The organism is Salmonella sp. SAL00670, from assembly GCF_046552235.1.
GTDB lineage: Bacteria > Pseudomonadota > Gammaproteobacteria > Enterobacterales > Enterobacteriaceae > Salmonella > Salmonella enterica.
The window spans coordinates 31,358-52,394 of the sequence record NZ_JBGDUO010000003.1 but is presented as its reverse complement, the minus strand read 5'-3'; the positions used below and the strand labels follow the sequence as shown (position 1 = coordinate 52,394).

20 protein-coding genes are annotated in these 21,037 nt (G+C 52.2%); 13 read left to right on the top strand and 7 right to left on the bottom strand.

Annotated elements, in window-relative coordinates; translation table 11 throughout:
- Window positions 1-49: 49 nt before the first annotated feature.
- The 6 genes from kdpE to kdpF are packed head-to-tail and all read right to left on the bottom strand — an operon-like array spanning window position 50 to window position 7,835.
- Window positions 50-727, bottom strand: coding sequence for a two-component system response regulator KdpE (gene kdpE, locus ACLJRS_RS11235; RefSeq protein ID WP_000186053.1), 678 nt, complete (start codon window positions 725-727; stop codon window positions 50-52).
- A complete protein-coding gene (gene kdpD / locus ACLJRS_RS11230) occupies window positions 724-3,408 on the bottom strand; it encodes a two-component system sensor histidine kinase KdpD (RefSeq protein WP_000997472.1) in 2,685 nt (894 codons plus the stop codon). The genes kdpE and kdpD overlap by 4 nt, the downstream gene beginning before the upstream one ends.
- The gene (gene kdpC / locus ACLJRS_RS11225) at window positions 3,405-3,989 is read right to left on the bottom strand and encodes a potassium-transporting ATPase subunit KdpC (protein ID WP_001518103.1); all 585 of its coding nucleotides are present in this window, start codon (window positions 3,987-3,989) and stop codon (window positions 3,405-3,407) included. Before kdpC ends, kdpD begins: the two co-directional genes overlap by 4 nt.
- 8 nt (window positions 3,990-3,997) lie before the next feature.
- Entirely contained in the window at window positions 3,998-6,046 is a 2,049-nt protein-coding gene (gene kdpB / locus ACLJRS_RS11220) for a potassium-transporting ATPase subunit KdpB (RefSeq protein ID WP_410957808.1), read from the bottom strand.
- Between the two features lie 20 nt (window positions 6,047-6,066).
- On the bottom strand, window positions 6,067-7,746 hold the full coding sequence (kdpA, locus tag ACLJRS_RS11215; RefSeq protein WP_000730077.1) for a potassium-transporting ATPase subunit KdpA: 1,680 nt from the start codon (window positions 7,744-7,746) through the stop codon (window positions 6,067-6,069).
- Entirely contained in the window at window positions 7,746-7,835 is a 90-nt protein-coding gene (gene kdpF / locus ACLJRS_RS11210) for a K(+)-transporting ATPase subunit F (protein WP_001670793.1), read from the bottom strand. Before kdpF ends, kdpA begins: the two co-directional genes overlap by 1 nt.
- 336 nt (window positions 7,836-8,171) lie before the next feature.
- On the opposite strand from kdpF, the gene ACLJRS_RS11205 reads away from it, so the two are divergent.
- Together ACLJRS_RS11205 and phrB are read left to right on the top strand one after the other, a co-directional pair.
- Window positions 8,172-8,378: a YbfA family protein gene (locus ACLJRS_RS11205; protein WP_000401433.1), complete on the top strand. Its 207-nt coding sequence runs from the start codon at window positions 8,172-8,174 to the stop codon at window positions 8,376-8,378.
- A 110-nt stretch (window positions 8,379-8,488) separates the two neighbouring features.
- Complete coding sequence (gene phrB / locus ACLJRS_RS11200) at window positions 8,489-9,910, top strand: deoxyribodipyrimidine photo-lyase (RefSeq protein WP_001142023.1); 1,422 nt, start codon at window positions 8,489-8,491, stop codon at window positions 9,908-9,910.
- Window positions 9,911-9,948: 38 nt separating this feature from the next.
- On the opposite strand, the gene ACLJRS_RS11195 is transcribed toward phrB, so the two are convergent.
- Window positions 9,949-11,430, bottom strand: a complete 1,482-nt coding sequence (locus tag ACLJRS_RS11195; protein WP_001041121.1) for an MFS transporter — start codon at window positions 11,428-11,430, stop codon at window positions 9,949-9,951.
- 328 nt (window positions 11,431-11,758) lie between these two features.
- Here ACLJRS_RS11195 and ybgI point away from each other — a divergent pair, with 328 nt between their 5' ends.
- The 11 genes from ybgI to ACLJRS_RS11140 all read left to right on the top strand — a co-directional run bounded on the left by ybgI (window position 11,759) and on the right by ACLJRS_RS11140 (window position 20,917).
- On the top strand, window positions 11,759-12,502 hold the full coding sequence (gene ybgI / locus ACLJRS_RS11190) for a radiation resistance protein YbgI (RefSeq protein WP_000798844.1): 744 nt from the start codon (window positions 11,759-11,761) through the stop codon (window positions 12,500-12,502).
- 15 nt (window positions 12,503-12,517) lie between these two features.
- Window positions 12,518-13,174, top strand: a complete 657-nt coding sequence (gene pxpB / locus ACLJRS_RS11185; RefSeq protein WP_001188371.1) for a 5-oxoprolinase subunit PxpB — start codon at window positions 12,518-12,520, stop codon at window positions 13,172-13,174.
- Window positions 13,168-14,100 (top strand): 5-oxoprolinase subunit PxpC, encoded by a 933-nt coding sequence (pxpC, locus tag ACLJRS_RS11180; protein ID WP_000932044.1) that lies wholly within the window; start codon window positions 13,168-13,170, stop codon window positions 14,098-14,100. Before pxpB ends, pxpC begins: the two co-directional genes overlap by 7 nt.
- Window positions 14,090-14,824: a 5-oxoprolinase subunit PxpA gene (gene pxpA / locus ACLJRS_RS11175; RefSeq protein ID WP_001017922.1), complete on the top strand. Its 735-nt coding sequence runs from the start codon at window positions 14,090-14,092 to the stop codon at window positions 14,822-14,824. The genes pxpC and pxpA overlap by 11 nt, the downstream gene beginning before the upstream one ends.
- A gap of 323 nt (window positions 14,825-15,147) precedes the next feature.
- The gene (locus ACLJRS_RS11170) at window positions 15,148-15,288 is read left to right on the top strand and encodes a hypothetical protein (RefSeq protein ID WP_001524618.1); all 141 of its coding nucleotides are present in this window, start codon (window positions 15,148-15,150) and stop codon (window positions 15,286-15,288) included.
- Window positions 15,289-15,337: 49 nt separating this feature from the next.
- Entirely contained in the window at window positions 15,338-15,904 is a 567-nt protein-coding gene (locus tag ACLJRS_RS11165; protein WP_000824704.1) for a tyrosine-type DNA invertase, read from the top strand.
- A gap of 459 nt (window positions 15,905-16,363) precedes the next feature.
- Entirely contained in the window at window positions 16,364-16,699 is a 336-nt protein-coding gene (locus ACLJRS_RS11160) for a membrane protein (RefSeq protein WP_010988980.1), read from the top strand.
- Window position 16,700: 1 nt separating this feature from the next.
- Window positions 16,701-17,441, top strand: coding sequence for a transport protein (locus ACLJRS_RS11155; protein WP_410957807.1), 741 nt, complete (start codon window positions 16,701-16,703; stop codon window positions 17,439-17,441).
- Window positions 17,442-17,726: 285 nt separating this feature from the next.
- Window positions 17,727-18,878 (top strand): UDP-galactopyranose mutase, encoded by a 1,152-nt coding sequence (glf, locus tag ACLJRS_RS11150; RefSeq protein ID WP_001521816.1) that lies wholly within the window; start codon window positions 17,727-17,729, stop codon window positions 18,876-18,878.
- Window positions 18,875-19,771: a glycosyltransferase gene (locus ACLJRS_RS11145; protein WP_000973918.1), complete on the top strand. Its 897-nt coding sequence runs from the start codon at window positions 18,875-18,877 to the stop codon at window positions 19,769-19,771. Before glf ends, ACLJRS_RS11145 begins: the two co-directional genes overlap by 4 nt.
- Window positions 19,772-19,783: 12 nt before the next feature.
- Window positions 19,784-20,917 carry a glycosyltransferase family 4 protein gene (locus ACLJRS_RS11140; protein WP_000824901.1) on the top strand — a complete coding sequence of 378 codons (1,134 nt, stop codon included), beginning with the start codon at window positions 19,784-19,786 and terminating at the stop codon, window positions 20,915-20,917.
- The last annotated feature ends 120 nt before the right edge of the window (window positions 20,918-21,037 follow it).

Here is a 21,037-nt window from a genome sequence, read left to right as displayed (position 1 = left end):
AATAAATGACATAAAAATTAGAAGTTATTTAAAAATAATGAATAGCTATTCATGGCATAAAGCGATAGCCAATTCCGGTTTCGGTAATAAAATGGCGTGGGCGGGTGGGATCTTGTTCCAGTTTCTGGCGTAAATGTCCCATATAGATGCGCAAATAGTGGCTATGCTCCACGGCGTTAGGGCCCCAGACCTGGTTTAATAACTGCCGTTGGGTTAATACCTTGCCAGCATTATTGAGTAATACCGCCAGCAGGCGGAACTCAATCGGCGTCAGATGGATTTCTTCGTCGCCACGGTGGATCAACCGTGCGGCGAGATCGACCGTCACGCCGGAAAAGCGGACGATCGGATCGGCGCAAGGGCTGGCGGCGTGCCGTCGCAGCGCGACACGCAAACGCGCCTGCAACTCGCCAATGCCGAATGGCTTGCTCAGGTAATCATCAGCTCCGGCGTCAAGCGCGGCAATCTTATCGCTTTCTTCGCTGCGGGCGGAAAGGACAATCACCGGTATTGCGCTCCACTGACGCAGGTCGCGAATGAAATCGATTCCGTCGCCGTCCGGCAGGCCGAGATCGAGAATAATCAGATCGGGCTTTCGCGTGGCGGCTTCCAGTAAACCACGTTGTAATGTTTCAGCTTCATACACGCGCAGGCCGTCGCCTTCCAGCGCGGCGCGCAGAAAGCGGCGGATGGCCTGTTCATCTTCAACAATCAGAACGTTTGTCACATATCCTCATGAAAATCATCAAGTGCAGGTGGCTTTCCTTGCGGCAGCGTCACACGGAAACAGGCGCCGCCCTGCGGTCGATTATAGGCGGTAAGCGTGCCGCCGTGTACCTCTACGATAGCATGGCAAATCGCCAGCCCCAGCCCCACGCCGGGGACGGCGGACTCTTTGTTGCCGCGGGCGAACTTATCGAAAATCTTCTGTTCTTGCCCCGCAGGAATACCCGGCCCGTTATCCCAGACATCCAGTTGTAAACGATCGTCCTTAACCGCAGCATCAATGCCGATACTGGCCTGCGGCCCGGCGTACTTAACGGCGTTTTCCAGCAAGTTGATCAGGACACGCTCAAATAAGGGGCCATCGACATGGATAAGCGTTAACTGTTGCGGCAGCGACAATGTAATCGGATGCAATAAACCCGGCTCTAACATCTGTAACGCGCTACCGACGACCTCTTCCAGCGTCAGCCACTCTTTTTTAAGATTAAACCCGCCGGACTGAATACGCGCCATATCCAGCAAATTATTCACCAGCCGGGTGGTGTTGAGAATATGCTGGCGGATTTCACTGGCCTGACGCGCGTGGGGCGATCCTGCGCTGGCTAAATCCAGCGTCAAAATTTCCGCCTGGCCGAACAATACCGTCAGTGGCGTGCGTAAATCATGCGACAGCGCCGCCAGCAGAGCGTTGCGAATACTTTCTCGCTCGCTGGCGAGACGCGCCTGTTCTTCGCTGGCGGTCAGCGTCAGTCGTTCCAGCGCGTTGGCGACAAGCAGAGTGAATGTTTCCAGCAGGCGTTGCTGCTCCGGCACCATTAACTGACGCAAATTACCCGGTTCGACGATAGCCAGACCGTACGTTTTATCGGCGCTTTTCAGCGGCAGGATTTGATAAGGCACGCCAGGGAGGGTATCGGTGCCTGCGCCGGCAGGCTGGCCTTTATCAAAACTCCAGCGCGCAATTGCGTCGTCCCACGGCGTCATGCCTTGCTGGTGGGTGAGAGGCAGCAACTTACCGTTAGTATCAGGTAATAAAATTTGGCTGCGCGCCTGAAACGTCGAGGCGATAAACCGCTCGCTGGTCGCGGCGATATCATGTTCGCTACGCCCGACGGCCAGCGCTTTAGACATTTCATATAAATGACGGGTACGCTGTTCCCGATAACGGGCGACGCGCGCCTGATAGCGCACCCCGGCAGTAAGATTGCCAATCACCAGACCTACCGTCAGCATCACGGCAAAGGTCAGCAAATATTGCACGTCCGAAACGGCGAGCGTACCGCGTGGCGCGATAAAAAAGAGATCGAAACTCGCCACGTTAATCACCGTCGCCACCACCGACGGCCAGCGTCCGTAAAGCAGCGCAATCACCACTACGCCCAGCAAATAGAGCATCACCAGATTGGCGGCGTCGAAGGTGACAAGCCACTGCATAGCGATAAGCGTGGTGATGGCGCAAAGCGCCACGGCGACCAGACAGCCCTGAATCTGTCCACGCCATTTCTCTTTAAAAGGTCGGTTATCAGGCGTTTGCGCCAACGCGCGGGCAGGCGGTTCTTCCAGCGCGACGATCACCTGATCGAGATCCGGCGCGCGCCTGGCAAGACGGTCGGCGAAAGCGTCACGTCGCCACCAGCGTCGCGACGCCGGGCGGCCCATGACGATTTTCCCCAGATTATGTTCGCGGGCATAGCGCACGACCGCTTTCTCTTCGGCGGGATCGGACAGGGTGGCGGTTTCCGCGCCAAGCTCCTGCGCCAGGCGCAGCGCGCTTAAAATGGCCCGTCGTTGCTTTTCCGGTAAGCGGTGTAACGTTGGCGTTTCGACATAGACGGCGTGCCAGACGCTGCCGAGCCGGGAGGCCAGACGCGCCGCGGTACGCACCAGTTTTTCGCTGCCGGTGTTATGCCCGATACACAGTAAAATAGCATCGCGGGTATGCCATACTTTTTCTTCGCCCGGATGCGCGCGCCAGGCGCGCATCTGATCGTCCACGCGATCGGCTGTCCGGCGTAGCGCCAGCTCGCGGAGGGCGATCAGATTGCCCTTGCGGAAAAAATGTTCAATAGCGCGTTCCGCCTGGCCGGCGATATACACTTTACCTTCGTTGAGCCGTTGGCGCAGATCGTCGGGCGGCAGATCGACCAGTACGACTTCATCAGCGGCATCAAAAAAGGGATCGGGGACGGTTTCGCGCACCTGAATCCCCGTGACGCCGCTCACCACATCGTTCAGACTTTCCAGATGTTGTACGTTCACGGTGGTGAAAACGTCGATTCCCGCTTCCAGCAGCTCTTCAATATCCTGCCAGCGCTTAGGATGGCGTGAGCCAGGCGCGTTACTGTGCGCCAGCTCATCCATTAAAATCAGCGCCGGACGCCGGGCGAGGGCGGCATCCAGGTCAAATTCGCGAATTTGCCGCCCCCGGTGCGAGTGACGTTTTGGCGGCAGAATGGTCAGCCCGTCAAGTAGCGCGGCGGTCTCTTCACGGCCGTGCGTCTCTACCACGCCGATCACCACATCCAACCCCTGCGCTCGCAGCCGCTGCGCTTGCGCCAGCATCGCCCAGGTTTTTCCGACGCCTGCGCAGGCGCCGAAGAAAATTTTCAACTTCCCCCGGTGGGGCGGGGGCGTTTGTTCCAACAAGCGATCCGGATCAGGACGCAAGGGTTCGTCGTTCATTTCGCTCTGTGTCCCTGTAGCGCATCCAGCGCCAGATTAAGCTCAACAATATTCACCACCGGTTGCCCAAGAAAGCGCGCCAGCGGCCTGTGCGTATATTCTGCAACCAGTTGCGCGACCTGTTCAACGGGAAGCTGGCGAGCCGCCGCCACGCGGGGGATTTGCCATGCCGCGGCGCCGGGCGTCAGATTATTATCCAGCCCGCTTGCCGAGGCCGTCGCCAGCTCAACCGGAACCGCGGAACTCGCCTGGGGGTTAGCGGCGCGTAGCGCGGCGACGCGGGACTGTATTTGCGCATCCAGTTCGGGATTGCTGGCGGCCAGGTTGCTTCCGCCCGACGCCAGTGGATTATAAGGCGTATCGGCGGTGGCGGAGGGCCGGCCATGAAAATAGCCCGCGGCGGTAAACGATTGTCCGATAAGCGCTGAGCCGCGTATCACATTGTCTTTATGAATCAGCGAGCCATTAGCCTGCCAGGGAAACCACCACTGCCCCAGCGCCGTGGTCAGAAGCGGATACACGCCGCCGGTCAATAACAGCAGAAATAACATTGTCGAAAAAGCAGGACGTAAACCGATCATCATACACCTCACGCCAGACCCAGCAGGGTCAGCAGCACATCAATCACTTTGATGCCAATAAACGGCACCACCAGACCACCCAGACCATAGATCCATAAATTACGGCGCAGCATGGCCGATGCGGAAAGCGGCTTATAACTCACGCCTTTTAATGCCAGCGGGATCAGAAAAATAATAATCAGGGCGTTAAAGATCACCGCGCTCAGAATGGCGGAGTTCGGCGAATGCAGCCCCATCACGTTGAGCGCGTTTAGCTGCGGATAGGTAGCGGCAAACGCGGCGGGAATAATGGCGAAATATTTCGCTACATCATTCGCGATACTGAAGGTGGTGAGCGAGCCGCGCGTCATCAGCATCTGCTTACCGATATGCACCACTTCAATCAACTTGGTCGGGTTAGAGTCCAGATCCACCATATTACCGGCTTCTTTCGCCGCCTGGGTGCCGGAGTTCATCGCCACCGCGACGTCAGCCTGCGCCAGCGCCGGGGCATCGTTAGTGCCGTCGCCGGTCATGGCGACCAGCCGTCCTTCCGCCTGATATTGACGGATCAGCGCCAGCTTGGCTTCCGGCGTGGCTTCGGCAAGAAAATCGTCCACACCGGCTTCGGCGGCAATCGCTGCCGCCGTCAGGCGGTTATCGCCAGTGATCATCACCGTTTTAATGCCCATCTTTCGTAGCTGGGCGAAACGTTCTTTAATGCCGCCTTTAACGATATCCTTGAGGGCGATAACACCCAGTACGCGCGCGCCTTCCACGACTACCAGCAGCGTCGCGCCCAGACGCGCCACGTTCTCGACGTTTTGCTCGACATCGGCGGGAAAATGGCCGCCATTGCTCTCGACATGACGCCGAATCGCGTCCACCGAGCCTTTACGGATCATCCGGTTATCGATATTAATCCCGCTCATGCGGCTTTGCGCGGTAAACGGAACAAAGGTGGCATGAAGCGACTGCACATCGCGTTCACGCAGGTTAAAGCGCTGTTTGGCGAGGATCACAATGCTGCGGCCTTCCGGCGTTTCGTCGGCCAGCGAAGCGAGCTGCGCGGCGTCAGCCAGCGTGCGTTCGTCCACCCCTCGGGCGGGTATAAAATCGGACGCCTGGCGGTTGCCGAGCGTGATAGTGCCGGTTTTATCCAGCAGTAACACGTCGACATCGCCCGCGGCTTCTACGGCGCGGCCGCTGGTGGCGATGACGTTCGCGCCCAACATTCGGCTCATTCCGGCTACGCCAATGGCGGAGAGTAGCCCGCCGATGGTGGTGGGGATCAGGCACACCAGCAACGCCACCAACACGGTGACGCTGACCGCGTTACCGCCCCAGGCGGAGAAGGGCCACAGGGTGGCGGTCGCCAGTAAAAAGACAATGGTCAGGGCGATGAGCAAAATCGTCAGGGCAATCTCGTTAGGCGTTTTCCGCCGCTGCGCGCCTTCCACCATCGCGATCATCCGATCAAGAAAGGTTTCGCCAGGATTGACGCTACAGGCAATCACCAGCCAGTCGGAAAGAATTCGCGTGCCGCCGGTGACAGAGGCGAAATCGCCGCCGGACTCGCGGATCACGGGCGCGGATTCGCCGGTAATCGCACTTTCATCCACCGAGGCGCCGCCTTCGATGACCTCGCCGTCGCAGGGAATAATATCGCCCGCTTTGACCAGGACAATGTCGCCTTTCCGCAGTTCAGCGGCGGGCACGTTATCGGCCTGCGCATCATGGCGCGGGGCGCGCAGACGGCGAGCGAACGCGGTCTTTTTCACCCCTTTCAGACTGTTTGCCTGGGCTTTGCTGCGGCCTTCCGCCAGCGCTTCGGCAAAATTGGCGAACAGTACGGTGAACCATAACCACAGGCTGATCACCCCTGTAAACAAGGCGCTTCCCGCTATTTGTCCTGTTACCATAGCGAGCGTTAACAGAGTGGTTAGCACGCTGCCGGCCCAGACCACAAACATCACCGGGTTACGCCACTGGGCGCGTGGGCTTAATTTTTTTACGGCATCCGTTAGCGCCTGTACGAGTAAAACAGGTTCAAACAGCGCCAGTTGCTTGCGACTCATATCAATGTACTCCGCATCGCTCAAGGTAAAGAGAAATGTTCCGCTACCGGGCCAAGCGCCAAGGCAGGAATAAACGTCAGCGCGCCGACCAGCAGTACCGTGCCGATGAGCAGTCCAATAAATAGCGCGCCGTGGGTCGCCAGCGTTCCCTGACTGGCCGGCTGTACTTTTTTACTGACCAGCGATCCGGCGATGGCCATGACAGGAATAATCACGCCGAAACGTCCGACGAACATGCAGAACGCCAGCAAACAGTTCCAGAAAGGCGAGTTAGCGCTCAGACCTGCAAAGGCGCTACCGTTGTTGTTGGCGGCAGAGGAGACGGCATATAGCACTTCGCTAAAACCGTGCGGGCCAGGGTTCAGCATTGCGCTGCGTCCGGCATCCGTCATCATCGCCAGCGCCGAACCCAACAAGACCAGCATCGGCGTGACCAGAATCGCCAGCGCGGTCATTTTCATTTCGCGCACGTCGATTTTTTTCCCCAGATACTCCGGCGTGCGACCGATCATCAGCCCCGCGATAAACACCGCCAGCAGGACAAACAGCAACATGCCGTACAGCCCTGAACCGACGCCGCCAAAGACCACTTCGCCAATTTGCATCAGCCACATCGGCACCATACCGCCCAGAGCGGTAAACGAGTCGTGCATGGCATTTACCGCCCCGCAGGACGCCGCGGTCGTGACGACGGCAAACAGGCTGCTGGCCAGCACGCCAAAGCGTGCCTCTTTACCTTCCATGTTGACGCTACTGTCCGCGCCTGCCGCCAACAGATGTGGATTTCCCTGAACTTCCGCCCACATCACTACCGCTACGCAGACCACAAAAATGAATGACATTGCCCACAGTAGGGCGCGTCCCTGACGGCGATCGCCCGCCGCTTCGCCAAAGGCGAAACAGAGCGCGGCTGGAATCAAAAATATCGCCAGCATCTGCGCCAGATTAGTGAGCGCGGTGGGATTTTCGAACGGATGCGAAGAGTTGGCGTTAAAGAAACCGCCGCCGTTGGTGCCAAGCATTTTGATCGCCTCCTGCGAAGCAACCGGCCCCATCGGCAAGAGTTGTTTAGCGCCTTCAAGGGTGGTGATGGGCTGATAAGCCGACAGGTTTTGCGGTACGCCTTGTTGGATAAAAAACAGCGCGATAATTAACGCGACAGGAAATAATATCCATAGCGTAATGCGTACCAGATCCTGCCAGGCATTACCCAGCGTGTGCACATTCTGGCGCGTAAAGGCGCGGATAAGCGCAAAAACCACCGCAATCCCGGTCGCCGCCGACAGGAAATTTTGCACCGTCAGCCCGGCCATCTGGCTAAAGTAGCTCAGCGTGCTTTCGCCGCTGTAGGCTTGCCAGTTGGTATTGGTGACAAAGCTGACGGCGGTATTCAGCGCCAGATCCCAGGACAGCCCCGGTAGCCGCTGCGGATTTAAGGGCAGCCACTCCTGCCAGAATAGCAGGCAAAACAGGATGCCCAGTCCCAGCAGATTGAGCGTCAGTAGCGCCAGTAAATACTGACGCCAGTTCATTTCGTGGTCGGTAATGCCAAGAGTCCGCCAGAGGATACGCTCAACGCCAGCCACGCCCGGCAACGGAACGGCGGCGATGAGCCTTGCCAGGCCCGAACCCAACGGTTTCGCCAGTACCAATAAAATCAGTAAAAAACTGGCGATCAGTAAAAATCCTTGCGCGGCCATCAGAACGCCTCCGCATTAATCAGGGCATAGACCAGATAACCTAAAAGTAAGAAAACCAGCACGATGCCGGTTATCACGCCTGCACTCACAGAGCACCTCCAGTGGCATTGTTTTACTCCTGAGAAAGGTAATTTTTTGGCTGCAAAGATTTCGCAAAAATTGGCGGGCGGAGTGTAAAAAAAGTATAAAAATGGCAAAGACCATTATTTAACTAATGATTAGTATTAATTTAACCTTTTTGTAACTAATTTACGCTTTGAATGTAAATCTGCTGGAAAAGCGTGAAAATAAGTGGTCGGATGAGTAGTAAAATTACACCGAAAGCGGTACTATTTTAATCAGGTAACGAGGTTCAATTTTTCGGTGCTATTCACCGATTCAATCTATACCGGGGCGGGTAGCGTCGGTATAAAGGGGGGAAATGTATGGAACACTATAAAGACTATCCGGCGCATGTCATTTTTGCCCGTCGTGCTTTCGCGGTGATCGCAGGCGTGCTGGCGTTGCCGGTGATGCTCTTCTGGAAAGACCGCGCGCGTTTTTATAGTTATCTGCACCGTGTCTGGTCGAAAACCAGTGATAAACCGGTATGGATGGCGCAGGCTGAAAAAGCCACCTGCGACTTTTATTAATCGCGACCAGCCTGAAAAACCGTCAGCCGCCACGCTGGCGGTTTTTTTATGCGCCAGGGTCTACACTGTTTAACGCTATTCGCCGTGACGTTTCATCTTTCAGGAGTTGTATGCCCACCCATTTAGTCTGGTTCAGGCGCGATCTGCGTTTACAGGATAACCTTGCGCTGGCCGCCGCCTGCCGCGATGCATCCGCGCGGGTGCTGGCGCTTTATATTTCCACCCCCGCGCAGTGGCAGGCCCATGATATGGCGCCGCGGCAGGCGGCATTCATCAGCGCGCAGCTCAATGCGCTACAGACGGCCCTTGCAGAGAAAGGCATTCCGCTGCTGTTTCATGAAGTGGCGGATTTTAACGCCAGTATTGAAACGGTCAAAAACGTTTGCCGACAGCATGACGTCAGCCATCTGTTTTATAACTATCAGTATGAGTTTAACGAGCGTCAGCGTGATGCGGCGGTGGAAAAAACGCTGCCCTCTGTCATCTGCGAAGGCTTTGACGATAGCGTGATTCTGGCGCCCGGCGCGGTGATGACCGGCAATCATGAAATGTATAAAGTTTTTACGCCGTTTAAAAACGCCTGGTTGAAACGGCTAAAAGAGGATATCCCGCCGTGCGTTCCGGCCCCGAAGATCCGGGTAAGCGGCGCGCTTTCTACACCCTTAACGCCAGTCTCGCTTAACTACCCGCAACAGGCGTTTGACGCCGCGCTTTTCCCGGTGGAAGAAAACGTGGTCATCGCGCAGCTACGTCAGTTTTGCGCGCAGGGCGCAGACGGGTATGAGTCACGGCGGGATTTCCCTGCGGTCGACGGCACCAGTCGGCTTTCCGCCAGCCTGGCGACGGGTGGCCTGTCGCCGCGACAGTGCCTGCACCGATTACTGGCGGAGCAGCCGCAGGCGCTGGACGGCGGACCGGGAAGCGTCTGGTTGAATGAGCTCATCTGGCGGGAATTTTACCGTCATTTAATGACCTGGTATCCGGCATTATGCAAACACCAGCCGTTTATCCGCTGGACAAAACGCGTCGCGTGGCAGGAGAACCCGCACTATTTTCAGGCATGGCAGAAAGGCGAAACCGGTTATCCCATTGTCGACGCGGCGATGCGCCAGCTTAACGCGACGGGCTGGATGCATAACCGTTTACGCATGATTACCGCCAGCTTTCTGGTAAAAGATCTGTTGATTGACTGGCGGTTGGGGGAGCGCTATTTCATGTCGCAGCTTATTGACGGCGATCTTGCTGCCAATAATGGCGGCTGGCAGTGGGCCGCCTCAACCGGTACTGACTCCGCGCCTTATTTTCGTATTTTTAATCCCACGACTCAGGGAGAGAGGTTCGATCGCGACGGCGAATTTATCCGCCAGTGGCTACCGGCATTACGCGATATCCCTGGAAAAGCGATTCACGAGCCGTGGCGGTGGGCGGAAAAAGCGGGAGTCGTGCTTGATTATCCTCGGCCTATTGTTGAACACAAACAGGCGAGAATCGCGACGCTTTCCGCCTATGAGGCGGCGAGAAAAGGGGCGTGATACAGGCCCGGTAGCGCAAACTACCGGGCCTTCTGCTATCAGGATTCGACGGCCAGCGCGCGGCTTTTGAATTTGAAGGACTGATACAGCCAAATCAGCAGGACAACCCCTACGCAGGCTAACGCGCCCCAGGTGATCTGTTCAAAAACATCCACATAGGCGTTGATGGCGTAATTAACCGCGCCGCTGGCGTCGAAGGCGCTTTGCGAGGTCTGGTCAGCGATGATGCCTGCCAGATAGTTAGCTATCGCGCCGGACAGCAGCATATAAATTCCGGTTAATACGCCGGTGACGCCGGGGATATCAATGCGCGTAATTTGCGACATGGCGACCGGGTCGATAAACAGCTCGGCAAAGCCCATCACCGCCAGTCCCAGCACCATTAGCGGCATTGAAGAGTGTCCGTAAGCGGCGGACCAGCGTGCGCTCAGGGTCAGAATACAGAATCCGGCGCTCATCAGACCGAGACCCAGCGCGAATTTGCCCCAGATACGCACGGTGCGATTACCGCTTACGCTCTCTTTAACCAGCCAGGCCAGGACGACCCCACACAGCATCACGGCAAAGGCGTTCACCGACTGGAACATGGCGGTAGGAACGGAATAGCCCAGAATATCGCGGTTCACAAAGCGGTCGATATACAGACTGATAGAACTGCCGCCCTGCTGGGCAAACGCCCAGAACAGCATACTGAACAGGGTCAGGGTGACAATCAGCCCCAGTTCTTTGCGCTGTTTGGCCGTTTGCGCCTGGTGATAAATTTTTGCCAGCACGACCAGGCCGATCGCGGTCGCCACGATTAAGGCATAGACAGACCATTCTTTCCAGAACAGAACGGTAATCAGCAACGGCGCCGCTACCAGCAAAATTAACAGCCAGCCCCAGTTCGGCAGCAGGTAGTTTCTGGCGCACAACACGGCTTTATTCACGCCGGTGGTGTGGGTGAAATGACGATTTCCACACAGGAAGATCACTAACCCCGCAAGCATACCAATGGCGGCGAGCGCAAAGCCCATCGCCCAACTGTACTCCTCTTGCACATAGCCGCAGGCGATAGGCGCCACGATCGAACCAATATTGCCCGCTGCGTAAAGCAGCGAGAACCCGCCGTCGCGGCGCGGATCTTCCGGCTGGTACAGTTCGCCCAGCAGGCAGCTAATATTCGATTTAAACAGGCCGTAGCCGCAGACAATGATCGCCAGCGACAGATAAAGGAATGTCGGCGCGATCTCACTGGCGCCCAGCACTAAATGACCTATAGCCATTAAAAATGCGCCCAGCATGACTGCCATTCGGTTGCCAAGCACCTTATCCGCCAGATAGCCGCCAAGAATCGGCGTTACGTAGACCAGCGAACAATAAGCGCTGAATAACTCATAGGCGTGGTTATCGTCGTATTTTAGCTGATTGGTGAGATAAAGAATCAGTAGGGCGCGCATACCATAAAAGCTGAAGTACTCCCAAATTTGCAGGGCGACAACGTAGTAAATAGCGCGGGGTTGAGATGCTTGTTTATTCATCGTATTTCCGGGATAGAGGCACTGCGGCAAGAAAGCGGGCATCTCAGATAATGCCTTTCTTTGTGGGCTTATTAAGCCTGCCGCATCGCCGTGTTTCCTTAAAGTTACCAACATGATACAGAACTGATTTTTTCTGCAATATGCGTTCTGATTGCATAAATATACATGAAATCGATCGTGTTTTGCTAAGTAATTTGCGCCAAACCCGGGGGTGATTGTTTCTTGATGTGTCAAACAAATGTTTATCGACGAACGGCTAACGGGAGGCTATGTTAACGGAGGCTGAACCCGTAACGGGAAAGTAGAACGTGGGTTAAAGGGAGCGATGATGAAAAACACCGAGCTGGAACAACTGATTAACGACAAGCTGAACAGTGCGGCAATAAGCGATTATGCGCCGAATGGTTTACAGGTCGAAGGAAAAGAGACGGTACAGAAAATCGTTACCGGCGTGACCGCAAGTCAGGCGCTGCTCGATGAGGCGGTGCGTTTGCAGGCCGATGCGGTCATTGTTCATCATGGTTACTTCTGGAAAGGCGAGTCTCCGGTTATTCGCGGCATGAAACGCCGTCGCTTAAAAACGTTACTGGCAAATGATATTAACCTTTACGGTTGGCATCTGCCGCTGGATGCGCACCCTGAGCTGGGCAACAATGCGCAGTTGGCGGCGCTATTGGGCATTACCGTGAAAGGAGAAATTGAGCCGCTGGTGCCGTGGGGAGAGCTCTCAATGCCGGTGCCGGGGCTGGAACTGGCCTCATGGATTGAAGCGCGTCTGGGGCGTAAACCGCTATGGTGCGGCGATACCGGGCCAGAGAATGTGCAGCGTGTCGCCTGGTGTACCGGCGGCGGACAAAGTTTTATTGATAGCGCCGCCCGCTTCGGCGTGGATGCTTTTATTACCGGCGAGGTGTCTGAACAGACCATTCATTCCGCACGCGAACAGGGGCTGCATTTTTATGCCGCCGGGCACCATGCCACTGAACGCGGCGGTATTCGCGCCCTGAGCGAATGGTTGAACGAAAACACGGCGTTGGATGTGACGTTTATTGATATCCCTAACCCGGCATAACTGAGAGGTAATAAAGTGCAGCGAGCGCGTTGTTATCTGTTAGGCGAAACGGCAGTCGTCCTGGAACTTGAACCGCCGATTACGCTGGCGAGCCAGAAACGCATCTGGCGTCTGACGCAGCGTCTGGTCGATATGCCGAACGTGGTGGAAGCCATTCCCGGGATGAACAATATCACCGTGATCTTGCGGGAACCGCAAACCCTGGCGCTGGATGCGATTGAGCGTCTGCAGCGCTGGTGGGAAGAGAGCGAGGCGCTGGAGCCGGACTCGCGTTCGGTTGAGATCCCGGTGATCTATGGCGGCGCAGGCGGGCCGGATCTGGCGGCGGTGGCACGGCACAGCGGTTTGAGTGAAAAGCAGGTCGTGGAGCTACATGCCTCCGTTGAGTATGTCGTCTGGTTTTTAGGCTTTCAGCCTGGCTTTCCCTATCTTGGGAATTTACCAGAACCGCTCCATATGCCCAGACGCGCGGAGCCGCGCCTGCAGGTTCCGGCCGGTTCTGTCGGCATCGGCGGCGCGCAGACGGGTATTTATCCATTATCCACGCCGGGCGGCTGGCAGCTGATCGGCCTCACGCCGTTGAAGTTATTCGATCCGATGCGGGAGCCCCCGGTTCTGCTACGCCCTGGCGATAGCGTACGCTTTGTGCCGCAAAAGGAGGGAATATGCTGAATATTATTCGCGCGGGGATTTATACCTCCGTGCAGGATAGCGGGCGTCACGGCTTTCGTCAGTCGGGGCTGAGTCACTGCGGTGCGCTGGATAAACCCGCCTTTCAGACCGCTAATCTCCTGGTCGGGAACGATGCGAATGCCCCGGCGCTGGAAATCACTCTCGGTCAACTGGTTGTCGAATTTGAAAATGAGACCTGGTTCGCTCTTACCGGCGCAGGCTGCGAGGCGCAGTTGGATGATCAACCGGTCTGGACCGGCTGGCGATTGCCGGTAAAAGCGGGTCAGCGTCTTACGCTGCATCGACCGCTTCACGGGATGCGTAGCTATCTGGCGGTGGCGGGCGGTATTGCTGTGCCGGAGGTGATGGGATCGTGTAGTACCGATCTGAAGTCCGGCATCGGTGGGCTGGAAGGACGGCTGCTAAAAGATGGCGATCGGCTGGCGACGGGTAAACCATCGCGACAGTTTAGCGGGCCGCAGGGCGTGAAGCAGTTACTGTGGGGGAATCGCATCCGTGCGCTACCGGGGCCGGAATACCGTGAGTTCGATCGCGCCTCGCAAGAAGCGTTCTGGCGTTCGCCGTGGCAGCTCAGTCCGCAAAGTAATCGCATGGGCTATCGTTTGCAGGGACAATCGTTAACGCGGACAACGGATCGCGAACTGCTGTCGCACGGTTTGCTGCCCGGTGTCGTGCAGGTGCCTTACAACGGCCAACCTATTGTGTTAATGAATGATGCCCAGACAACTGGCGGCTATCCGCGCATTGCCTGCATCATCGAGGCAGATATGTACCATCTGGCGCAGATCCCGCTAGGACAACCGATCCATTTTGTGCAATGTTCGCTGGAAGAGGCGCTCAACGCGCGCCGCGAGCGTCAGCGCTATCTGGAACAGCTTACCTGGCGACTTCAGCATGAACATTGATTTAAATGCGGATGTGGGCGAAGGTTGCGCCAGCGACAGCGAATTATTAACGCTGGTCTCCTCCGCCAATATCGCCTGTGGTTTTCACGCCGGTGATGCGCAAACCATGCTGACCTGTGTGCGCGAGGCGCTGAAAAACGGCGTGGCGATCGGCGCGCATCCCAGCTTTCCGGATCGGGATAATTTTGGGCGGACGGCGATGGTTTTGCCGCCGGAAACGGTATACGCCCAGACGCTGTACCAAATCGGCGCGCTGGGGGCGATTGTCCAGGCGCAAGGCGGCGTGATGCGCCATGTCAAACCGCACGGTATGCTCTATAACCAGGCGGCGAAAGATCCTCATCTGGCACAGGCGATTGCGAAAGCGGTACACGACTATGATCCGTCACTGATACTGGTTGGACTGGCGGGAAGTGAGCTGATCCGGGCCGGTGAGCGCCATCGCCTGGTGACGCGGCAGGAGGTGTTTGCCGATCGCGGCTATCAGGCCGACGGTAGCCTGGTGCCGCGCATGCAACCTGGCGCGCTGATTCACGATGAAGAGCAGGCGCTGGCGCAAACGCTGGATATGGTACAAGCCGGGAGAGTGAAAAGCGTTACTGGCGTGTGGACGACTGTCACGGCGCAAACGGTGTGCATTCATGGCGACGGCGAGTATGCGCTTGCATTCGCTCGCAGGCTACGCGCCGCGTTCAATGCGCGTAATATACACGTTATTGCCTGAGAGCCCGACGATTGAAGCTATTATATTACGGCTGCTAAAAATTATCGTGTTCTGTTCTCTTAATGTCAGGAAGAGGGATTTATTCAATACTATATAAATCCCCTTATAATATATTATTTTAAAAATAACCAAGTGATGCTGTAATAGCCAGTATGATGAGCTTATTGCTGTTAGCAGCAGAGTTTTTGAAAATCATTATGATATTGTTAGCTATCGCCATCTAATCAAACCTCCGGGGCGGGTAAACTACCTGACTCTTTATTACCCCTTTCTGATTGATTTACCTCACGATAGCCTCATTTTTAGCATTTATATTCTTCGTCATGACGACTTATCAGGAGACTGAAGCCAGATTGATTCGCTGTTTCACTATCACGTCATGGATAGCGTGCCAGATTGCCAGCTATATGGATTTTAAGCTGTTTACGCATAGCAACTTTTTTAGGAAAATTAAACTCATCTGATCAGTGATTTTTTAGTATATTACTCATTTTGTTATGATGGATTTGTTTTGTGAAAAGAAAATATCTTACGCAAGAAGAGATTGAAAAACTGCTGTCAGCGACCGACAGAATGCCCTTCCCGGAAAGAAACCGCTGCTTAATCCTGATGGCGTTTATTCATGGCTTCCGGGCCAGTGAGCTGCTGGGGCTGCGCTTGTCGGATATTGATCTTGCAGGAAGACAGCTTTATATCCGGCGCCTCAAAAATGGCTTTTCAACGTGTCACCCCCTCCTTCCCGATGAGTATAACGTACTGAAAAGCTGGCTCAGGGCCAGGAAGTATCTTGAGAAAGGGGCTGACGGAGACTGGCTGTTCCTGTCGCTGCGACGGCATCCGCTCAGCAGACAACAATTTTTTTACATACTTCGTGAGGCAGGGCGGTTGGCCGAATTAACGATAGCGCCACATCCTCATATGCTGCGACATGCCTGCGGCTACGCCCTTGCTGACAAAGGGATTGATACACGACTCATACAGGACTATCTGGGGCACAGGAACATCCAGCACACCGTAAGATACACCGCAAGTAACGCCGGGCGTTTTCATGGAATATGGCGAAAAAAACGTCGAGTATAACCGTACGTTCTGATTCAAAAAGTTAAGTCCGCTTCGCGCTTTCATCATCCTCTCAGATTTACCCCTTCCACACAAGAGTCATGCAATCGTAATCTCTTGCTTATTAAGGAGTTATCCCTATAACAATAAAAAAACTAAGGGAAAATTTACCTGGTCCAACCAGCACTATGCTGTAATCATTTTTGTCCTGCCTGCACAAAATGTTAATTTTTAGTGTTAAAAAAACGTATTAAATAATATTTAATACTAATTAATTATCATATCAAAGAATTAAATCCTTTATTTTACCTTTTGAATCATATTGTTAAATCACAGAGAAGTCTGTTCAGGGAAAGCTGATTTACATAATCAACATATAAATCAATAGATTACTGTGTTTTCTATTTGTCATTTTGTACTCCGCACAGGGCAGAATTACCCTGCGGCAGGAGCATGTACTACCAGGGGGACTGACGGCCTGTGCAGCCGAAAAGCAGAACCGGACAGGGTGTCAGAGAGCAGTGTTTAGATAGGGCCAGACGTCATTTTTCATACAGACATGGAATGGCTCCCGGTCCACGAAAGGGTGCGGACATGTTGTTTCCACAACACGAAGCTGCCGTTGCTGGCGCAGTGCCGGGTCGGCAATGGCCAGAGGAGAACAATCTGATGACGCAAGAATATGCGGAAATGTCCACCGGAAGGGGGGGGACCAGTAAGTGCCGGTACAGTATGGGCGCAAAAATATTTTTGCTCCTGCTGGCGGTCTCCACCGTCGCAGCGTTGTTCAGCCTGTATCAGGTTCTGACGTACTGATATGCAGACGTTAACCAGAGTACTGCCGCCTCTCCGGCTGATTATGTTTTGTCAGTCAGGCGAAAATCCTGCGCAGTTTCCGGATACCGGTGGCCTTTGCGTGGAGGACTGCGTTCGTCTCAGGACACCAGAAGGGCTGCTGGATCGGTTGCGTCGGTGGCCCGGCGCGATGGTGATATCCGCCGGACGGCCATCAACCCAGCTTCTGCTGTGGCAACAGGTTTTTCAGCGTTATCCGCGGACAGTGGTTTTTTGCAGCAGTAACGCGTTTTTACCGGTTGACGACAGCGTGGAAGGTTACTTCCGCCATCTGAGGCTGATTAAACGCGCCATGTCGGTAAGGGTTCTGGCCAGAATGGCTGAGCTTGCCATATGGTCATCACTACAGACATCGCCTTACGAGGAGGAGATGAAAAGCGCGTTGAGCGTGCCGGAGCTGGTGATGGAGATAAACAGCCGCACGCTGGTCAGGTTACTGTCAGAGCGTCTGCCAAAACAGGGACGGCGGGTGCTGGGATTACTGTTGTCAGGCTGTAGCCCGGAAATGACGGCCCGTATGCTGGGAACCGGCGTGAGGCAGGTCTGGCTCGCGGAGCAGACGCTGAAACAACGCTGGGATATCCCGACAGGAGTACCGCTATCTGATGCGGTAAGAATAAGGATACCGGACGTCGGCCCGGACATCAGTCAACAGAGTGGGTTGGTAAAAACTGGGGCCGGTAACGCACCGGATTTATGCTGACAGCATATTTACATCATGCCGCGCGGTATTCAGACCCATAATGTTGCGTTCTGAATGAGTTATCTTCACAAAATAAATATGGCAATCATCGTTGTCCGGAAATACCGCATAACGTGTGACATTAATGAATCTGTAATCAGTGCGAGGGTTTACGCGCTGTGGCGGTAGCGTGGAATTATCTGGATGCGTTGAGTAAATTTCACTTTACCCTTCTGATATAAATGAAAATGGTTCTGGATAAACTATCTAATATTATCTGTGTCTGCGAACAGAGTGACAAAAATAATGCAACGTAAAAAGATACTAATTGTAGGTGCGGGCCTTTCAGGCGCAGTAATAGCACGCCAGTTAGCCGAGCAGGGACATGTAGTCAATATTATTGATCAACGTTCGCATATCGGTGGTAACGCTTATGATGCCCGAGATGAGCACACGGGTATTATGGTGCACGTTTATGGTCCTCATATTTTTCATACTGATAATGAAACTGTATGGAATTATGTAAATAAATACGCTGAGATGATGCCTTATATCAATAAAGTTAAGGCCACAGTAAATGGTCAGGTATTTTCTTTACCTATCAATCTTCATACCATCAATCAATTTTTTGGTGTCGCCTGCTCACCTGATGATGCCAGGAAATTACTGCTTCAAAAATGTGATAGCACCATTCTGGAACCACAAAATTTTGAGCAACAGGCCTTGCGTTTCATTGGTGAAGAGTTATATGAAGCCTTTTTTAAAGGTTATACCATTAAACAATGGGGGCTTCATCCTTCCGCGTTACCCGCTTCTGTATTGAAACGTATCCCTGTTCGCTTTAATTATGATGATAACTATTTCAATCATAAGTTTCAGGGAATACCAAAATTTGGTTATACACAAATGGTCAAGTCCATTGTCGAACACGAAAATATCGCTGTTGAACTATGTCGCTCCTTCACTCAAGAAATGCGGACAGATTATGATCATGTTTTTTTTAGTGGCGCGCTGGATGCCTTTTACTCCTGTCAATATGGCCGACTGGAATATCGTACATTAGACTTTAAAAAAATAATTTGCCAGAGTGATTATCAAGGATGCGCAGTAATGAATTATTGTTCAATAGATACTCCTTATACTCGGATTACTGAGCATAAATATTTTTCTCCGTGGGAGAGACATGAAGCTTCAATATGTTATCAAGAATATAGTCGGGAATGTGAAGCTGGTGATATACCCTACTATCCTGTTCGCAGGGCAGATAAAATGGATTTACTGAATAAATATCTGTCGCGGGCTAAAAAAGAAAAAAATATTACTTTCATTGGTCGTCTTGGCACTTATCGTTATCTCGATATGGACATCACGATAGCTGAAGCATTACAGACGGCGGATGTATACTTAACGTCGCTATATGAACAAAAAGAAATGCCAGCTTTTACAGTTACCGTTTGATGAAGTGTACAGCGCTAATCGTAACTTTTAACCGTCTTGAAAAATTAAAAAAAAGTGTGCGAGAGACTGTTAAGGCGGGTTTTTCCTCTATTGTTATCGTTAATAATGGCTCAAGCGACGGTACCAGGGAATGGCTTTCTTCATTAAGTGAACCTGGCATCACGATACTTAATCTTAAAGATAATCTTGGTGGTGCTGGCGGATTTAAAGTAGGTAGTCAATATATATGCTCATATAGTAATGCCGATTGGGTATTTTTCTATGATGATGATGCTTACCCGGAAATTAATATTTTAAAGCATTTCTCGTTATTAGATACCTCAAGATACCGTATATTTGCGTCGCGAGTTCAGGACACCTATGGACGGTCTTGTCGGATGAATTTGCCTTTCATCAGGGTTCCATCTACGGTGTTTGAGACTATTTATTATGTGATACGCCCAGAGAGGTTTTCTCCAGTAAGAACTCAGGTTACTGATGTTCAAACTGTGTCATTCGTTGGTATGATTATTGATCGAAAGGTATTGAATAACCATCTTAACGATATCCATGATGAACTTTTCCTTTATTATGATGATTTTTTCTTTGGTTATAAGCTAGTATTGTCCGGGCAGAAAATTCGTTACTCCCCAGAAATTAAATTTATTCATGATATCTCTATTCATGGAAAGTGTATCTGCCCCGAATGGAAAGTATATTATCTTTGTAGAAATTTGTTGCTGCTGAGAAAACTTTTACCCGTTCCCAGGATATTCAGTGTTCTTTCTATAGTGTTACGCCTCTCTAAATATCTCGCCATATTACCATGGCAGCGTAAGAAATTTCGTTATCTATATTTTATCTGGCAGGGAATACTTCATGGACTTAAAGGTATTAGTGGGAAATATCATTAGCAGGACGAAGAGATGAAAAGGTTATGTTATTTTGTAAATTCAGACTGGTACTTTGATTTACATTGGACAGAACGTGCGATAGCGGCAAGGGATGCGGGTTATGAAATTCATATCATAAGTCATTTTATTGGTGAAGAGATTATAAAAAAATTCAAAACGCTTGGTTTTATTTGTCACAATGTGTCTCTTGTTGCTCAGTCATTTAATATGTTTGTTTTTTTTAGAGCATTCCTTAACGCTCGGAAAATTATTAAAGAGATTAATCCTGACTTATTGCATTGTATTACGCTCAAACCTTGCCTGATTGGTGGGGTTAGCGCCAGGAGAAGTAATAGTCCAGTTGTTATCAGCTTTGTCGGACTTGGTCGAATCTTTTTATATAATACCGTGCCAATGAGAATATTGCGTGCGTTAACCGTTTTGGTTTACAAATATATTGCCGGTAATAAGCGTGGTGTTTTTATTTTTGAACATGATAAAGATCGACGAAAAATATCGCGTTTAGTAGGTATTGATTATCATAAAACTATCGTTATCGAAGGTGCTGGAATTAACCCGGATATTTATAAATTCTCTATAGAGAAAAAACATGAGATACCGATAGTCCTTTTTGCAAGCCGAATGTTATGGAGTAAAGGTCTTGGCGATCTCATTGAAGCAAAAAAGATCCTCAGACAAAAAAATATTCATTTTGTTTTAAATGTTGCAGGTATATTGGCCGAGGACGATAAAGATGCTATCCCTTTGGAGCTCATTCATCACTGGCATAATGAAGGACTAATTAACTGGCTGGGACGCTCTTCGAATGTATATGAGCTTATTCAGAAATCGAATATCGTTGCATTACCATCTATTTATCCGGAAGGAGTACCACGGCTTTTATTAGAGGCATCATCTGTAGGACGTGCATGTATTGCTTATGATACCGGCGGATGTGATAGCTTAATTATTCATAACTATAATGGGTTGATCGTGAAAAGTAATTCAGCTCAGGAGTTAGCGGTAGAATTAGAGTATTTGTTAAAAAATCCACAGATTCGCTTAGAGATGGGGGCGAATGGAAGAAAACGTGTAAAGGAATTGTTTTCCAGCATATTAGTCATTAATAAGACATTGCAAATTTATAAAGACACTATTGGTTGCTAACACCATAAAGTGCTTATGAAGTAGGTCAGTGTTTAGATAAATAGTATGTAAATATTATAGAAAATAAATAAGTTATATTTTCATATCGTTAAAGAATAAGTTCTTCAGGTAAAGGTGACA

Coding starts and splice junctions, on each gene's coding strand:
- kdpA (WP_000730077.1), bottom strand. CDS start 7,746: ATGGCCGCGCAAGGATTTTTACTGATCGCCAGTTTTTTACTGATTTTA.
- ACLJRS_RS11155 (WP_410957807.1), top strand. CDS start 16,701: ATGCAGACGTTAACCAGAGTACTGCCGCCTCTCCGGCTGATTATGTTT.
- pxpA (WP_001017922.1), top strand. CDS start 14,090: ATGAACATTGATTTAAATGCGGATGTGGGCGAAGGTTGCGCCAGCGAC.
- kdpB (WP_410957808.1), bottom strand. CDS start 6,046: ATGAGTCGCAAGCAACTGGCGCTGTTTGAACCTGTTTTACTCGTACAG.
- kdpD (WP_000997472.1), bottom strand. CDS start 3,408: ATGAACGACGAACCCTTGCGTCCTGATCCGGATCGCTTGTTGGAACAA.
- pxpC (WP_000932044.1), top strand. CDS start 13,168: ATGCTGAATATTATTCGCGCGGGGATTTATACCTCCGTGCAGGATAGC.
- phrB (WP_001142023.1), top strand. CDS start 8,489: ATGCCCACCCATTTAGTCTGGTTCAGGCGCGATCTGCGTTTACAGGAT.
- ACLJRS_RS11205 (WP_000401433.1), top strand. CDS start 8,172: ATGGAACACTATAAAGACTATCCGGCGCATGTCATTTTTGCCCGTCGT.
- glf (WP_001521816.1), top strand. CDS start 17,727: ATGCAACGTAAAAAGATACTAATTGTAGGTGCGGGCCTTTCAGGCGCA.
- ybgI (WP_000798844.1), top strand. CDS start 11,759: ATGAAAAACACCGAGCTGGAACAACTGATTAACGACAAGCTGAACAGT.
- kdpC (WP_001518103.1), bottom strand. CDS start 3,989: ATGATCGGTTTACGTCCTGCTTTTTCGACAATGTTATTTCTGCTGTTA.
- ACLJRS_RS11140 (WP_000824901.1), top strand. CDS start 19,784: ATGAAAAGGTTATGTTATTTTGTAAATTCAGACTGGTACTTTGATTTA.
- ACLJRS_RS11195 (WP_001041121.1), bottom strand. CDS start 11,430: ATGAATAAACAAGCATCTCAACCCCGCGCTATTTACTACGTTGTCGCC.
- ACLJRS_RS11170 (WP_001524618.1), top strand. CDS start 15,148: ATGACGACTTATCAGGAGACTGAAGCCAGATTGATTCGCTGTTTCACT.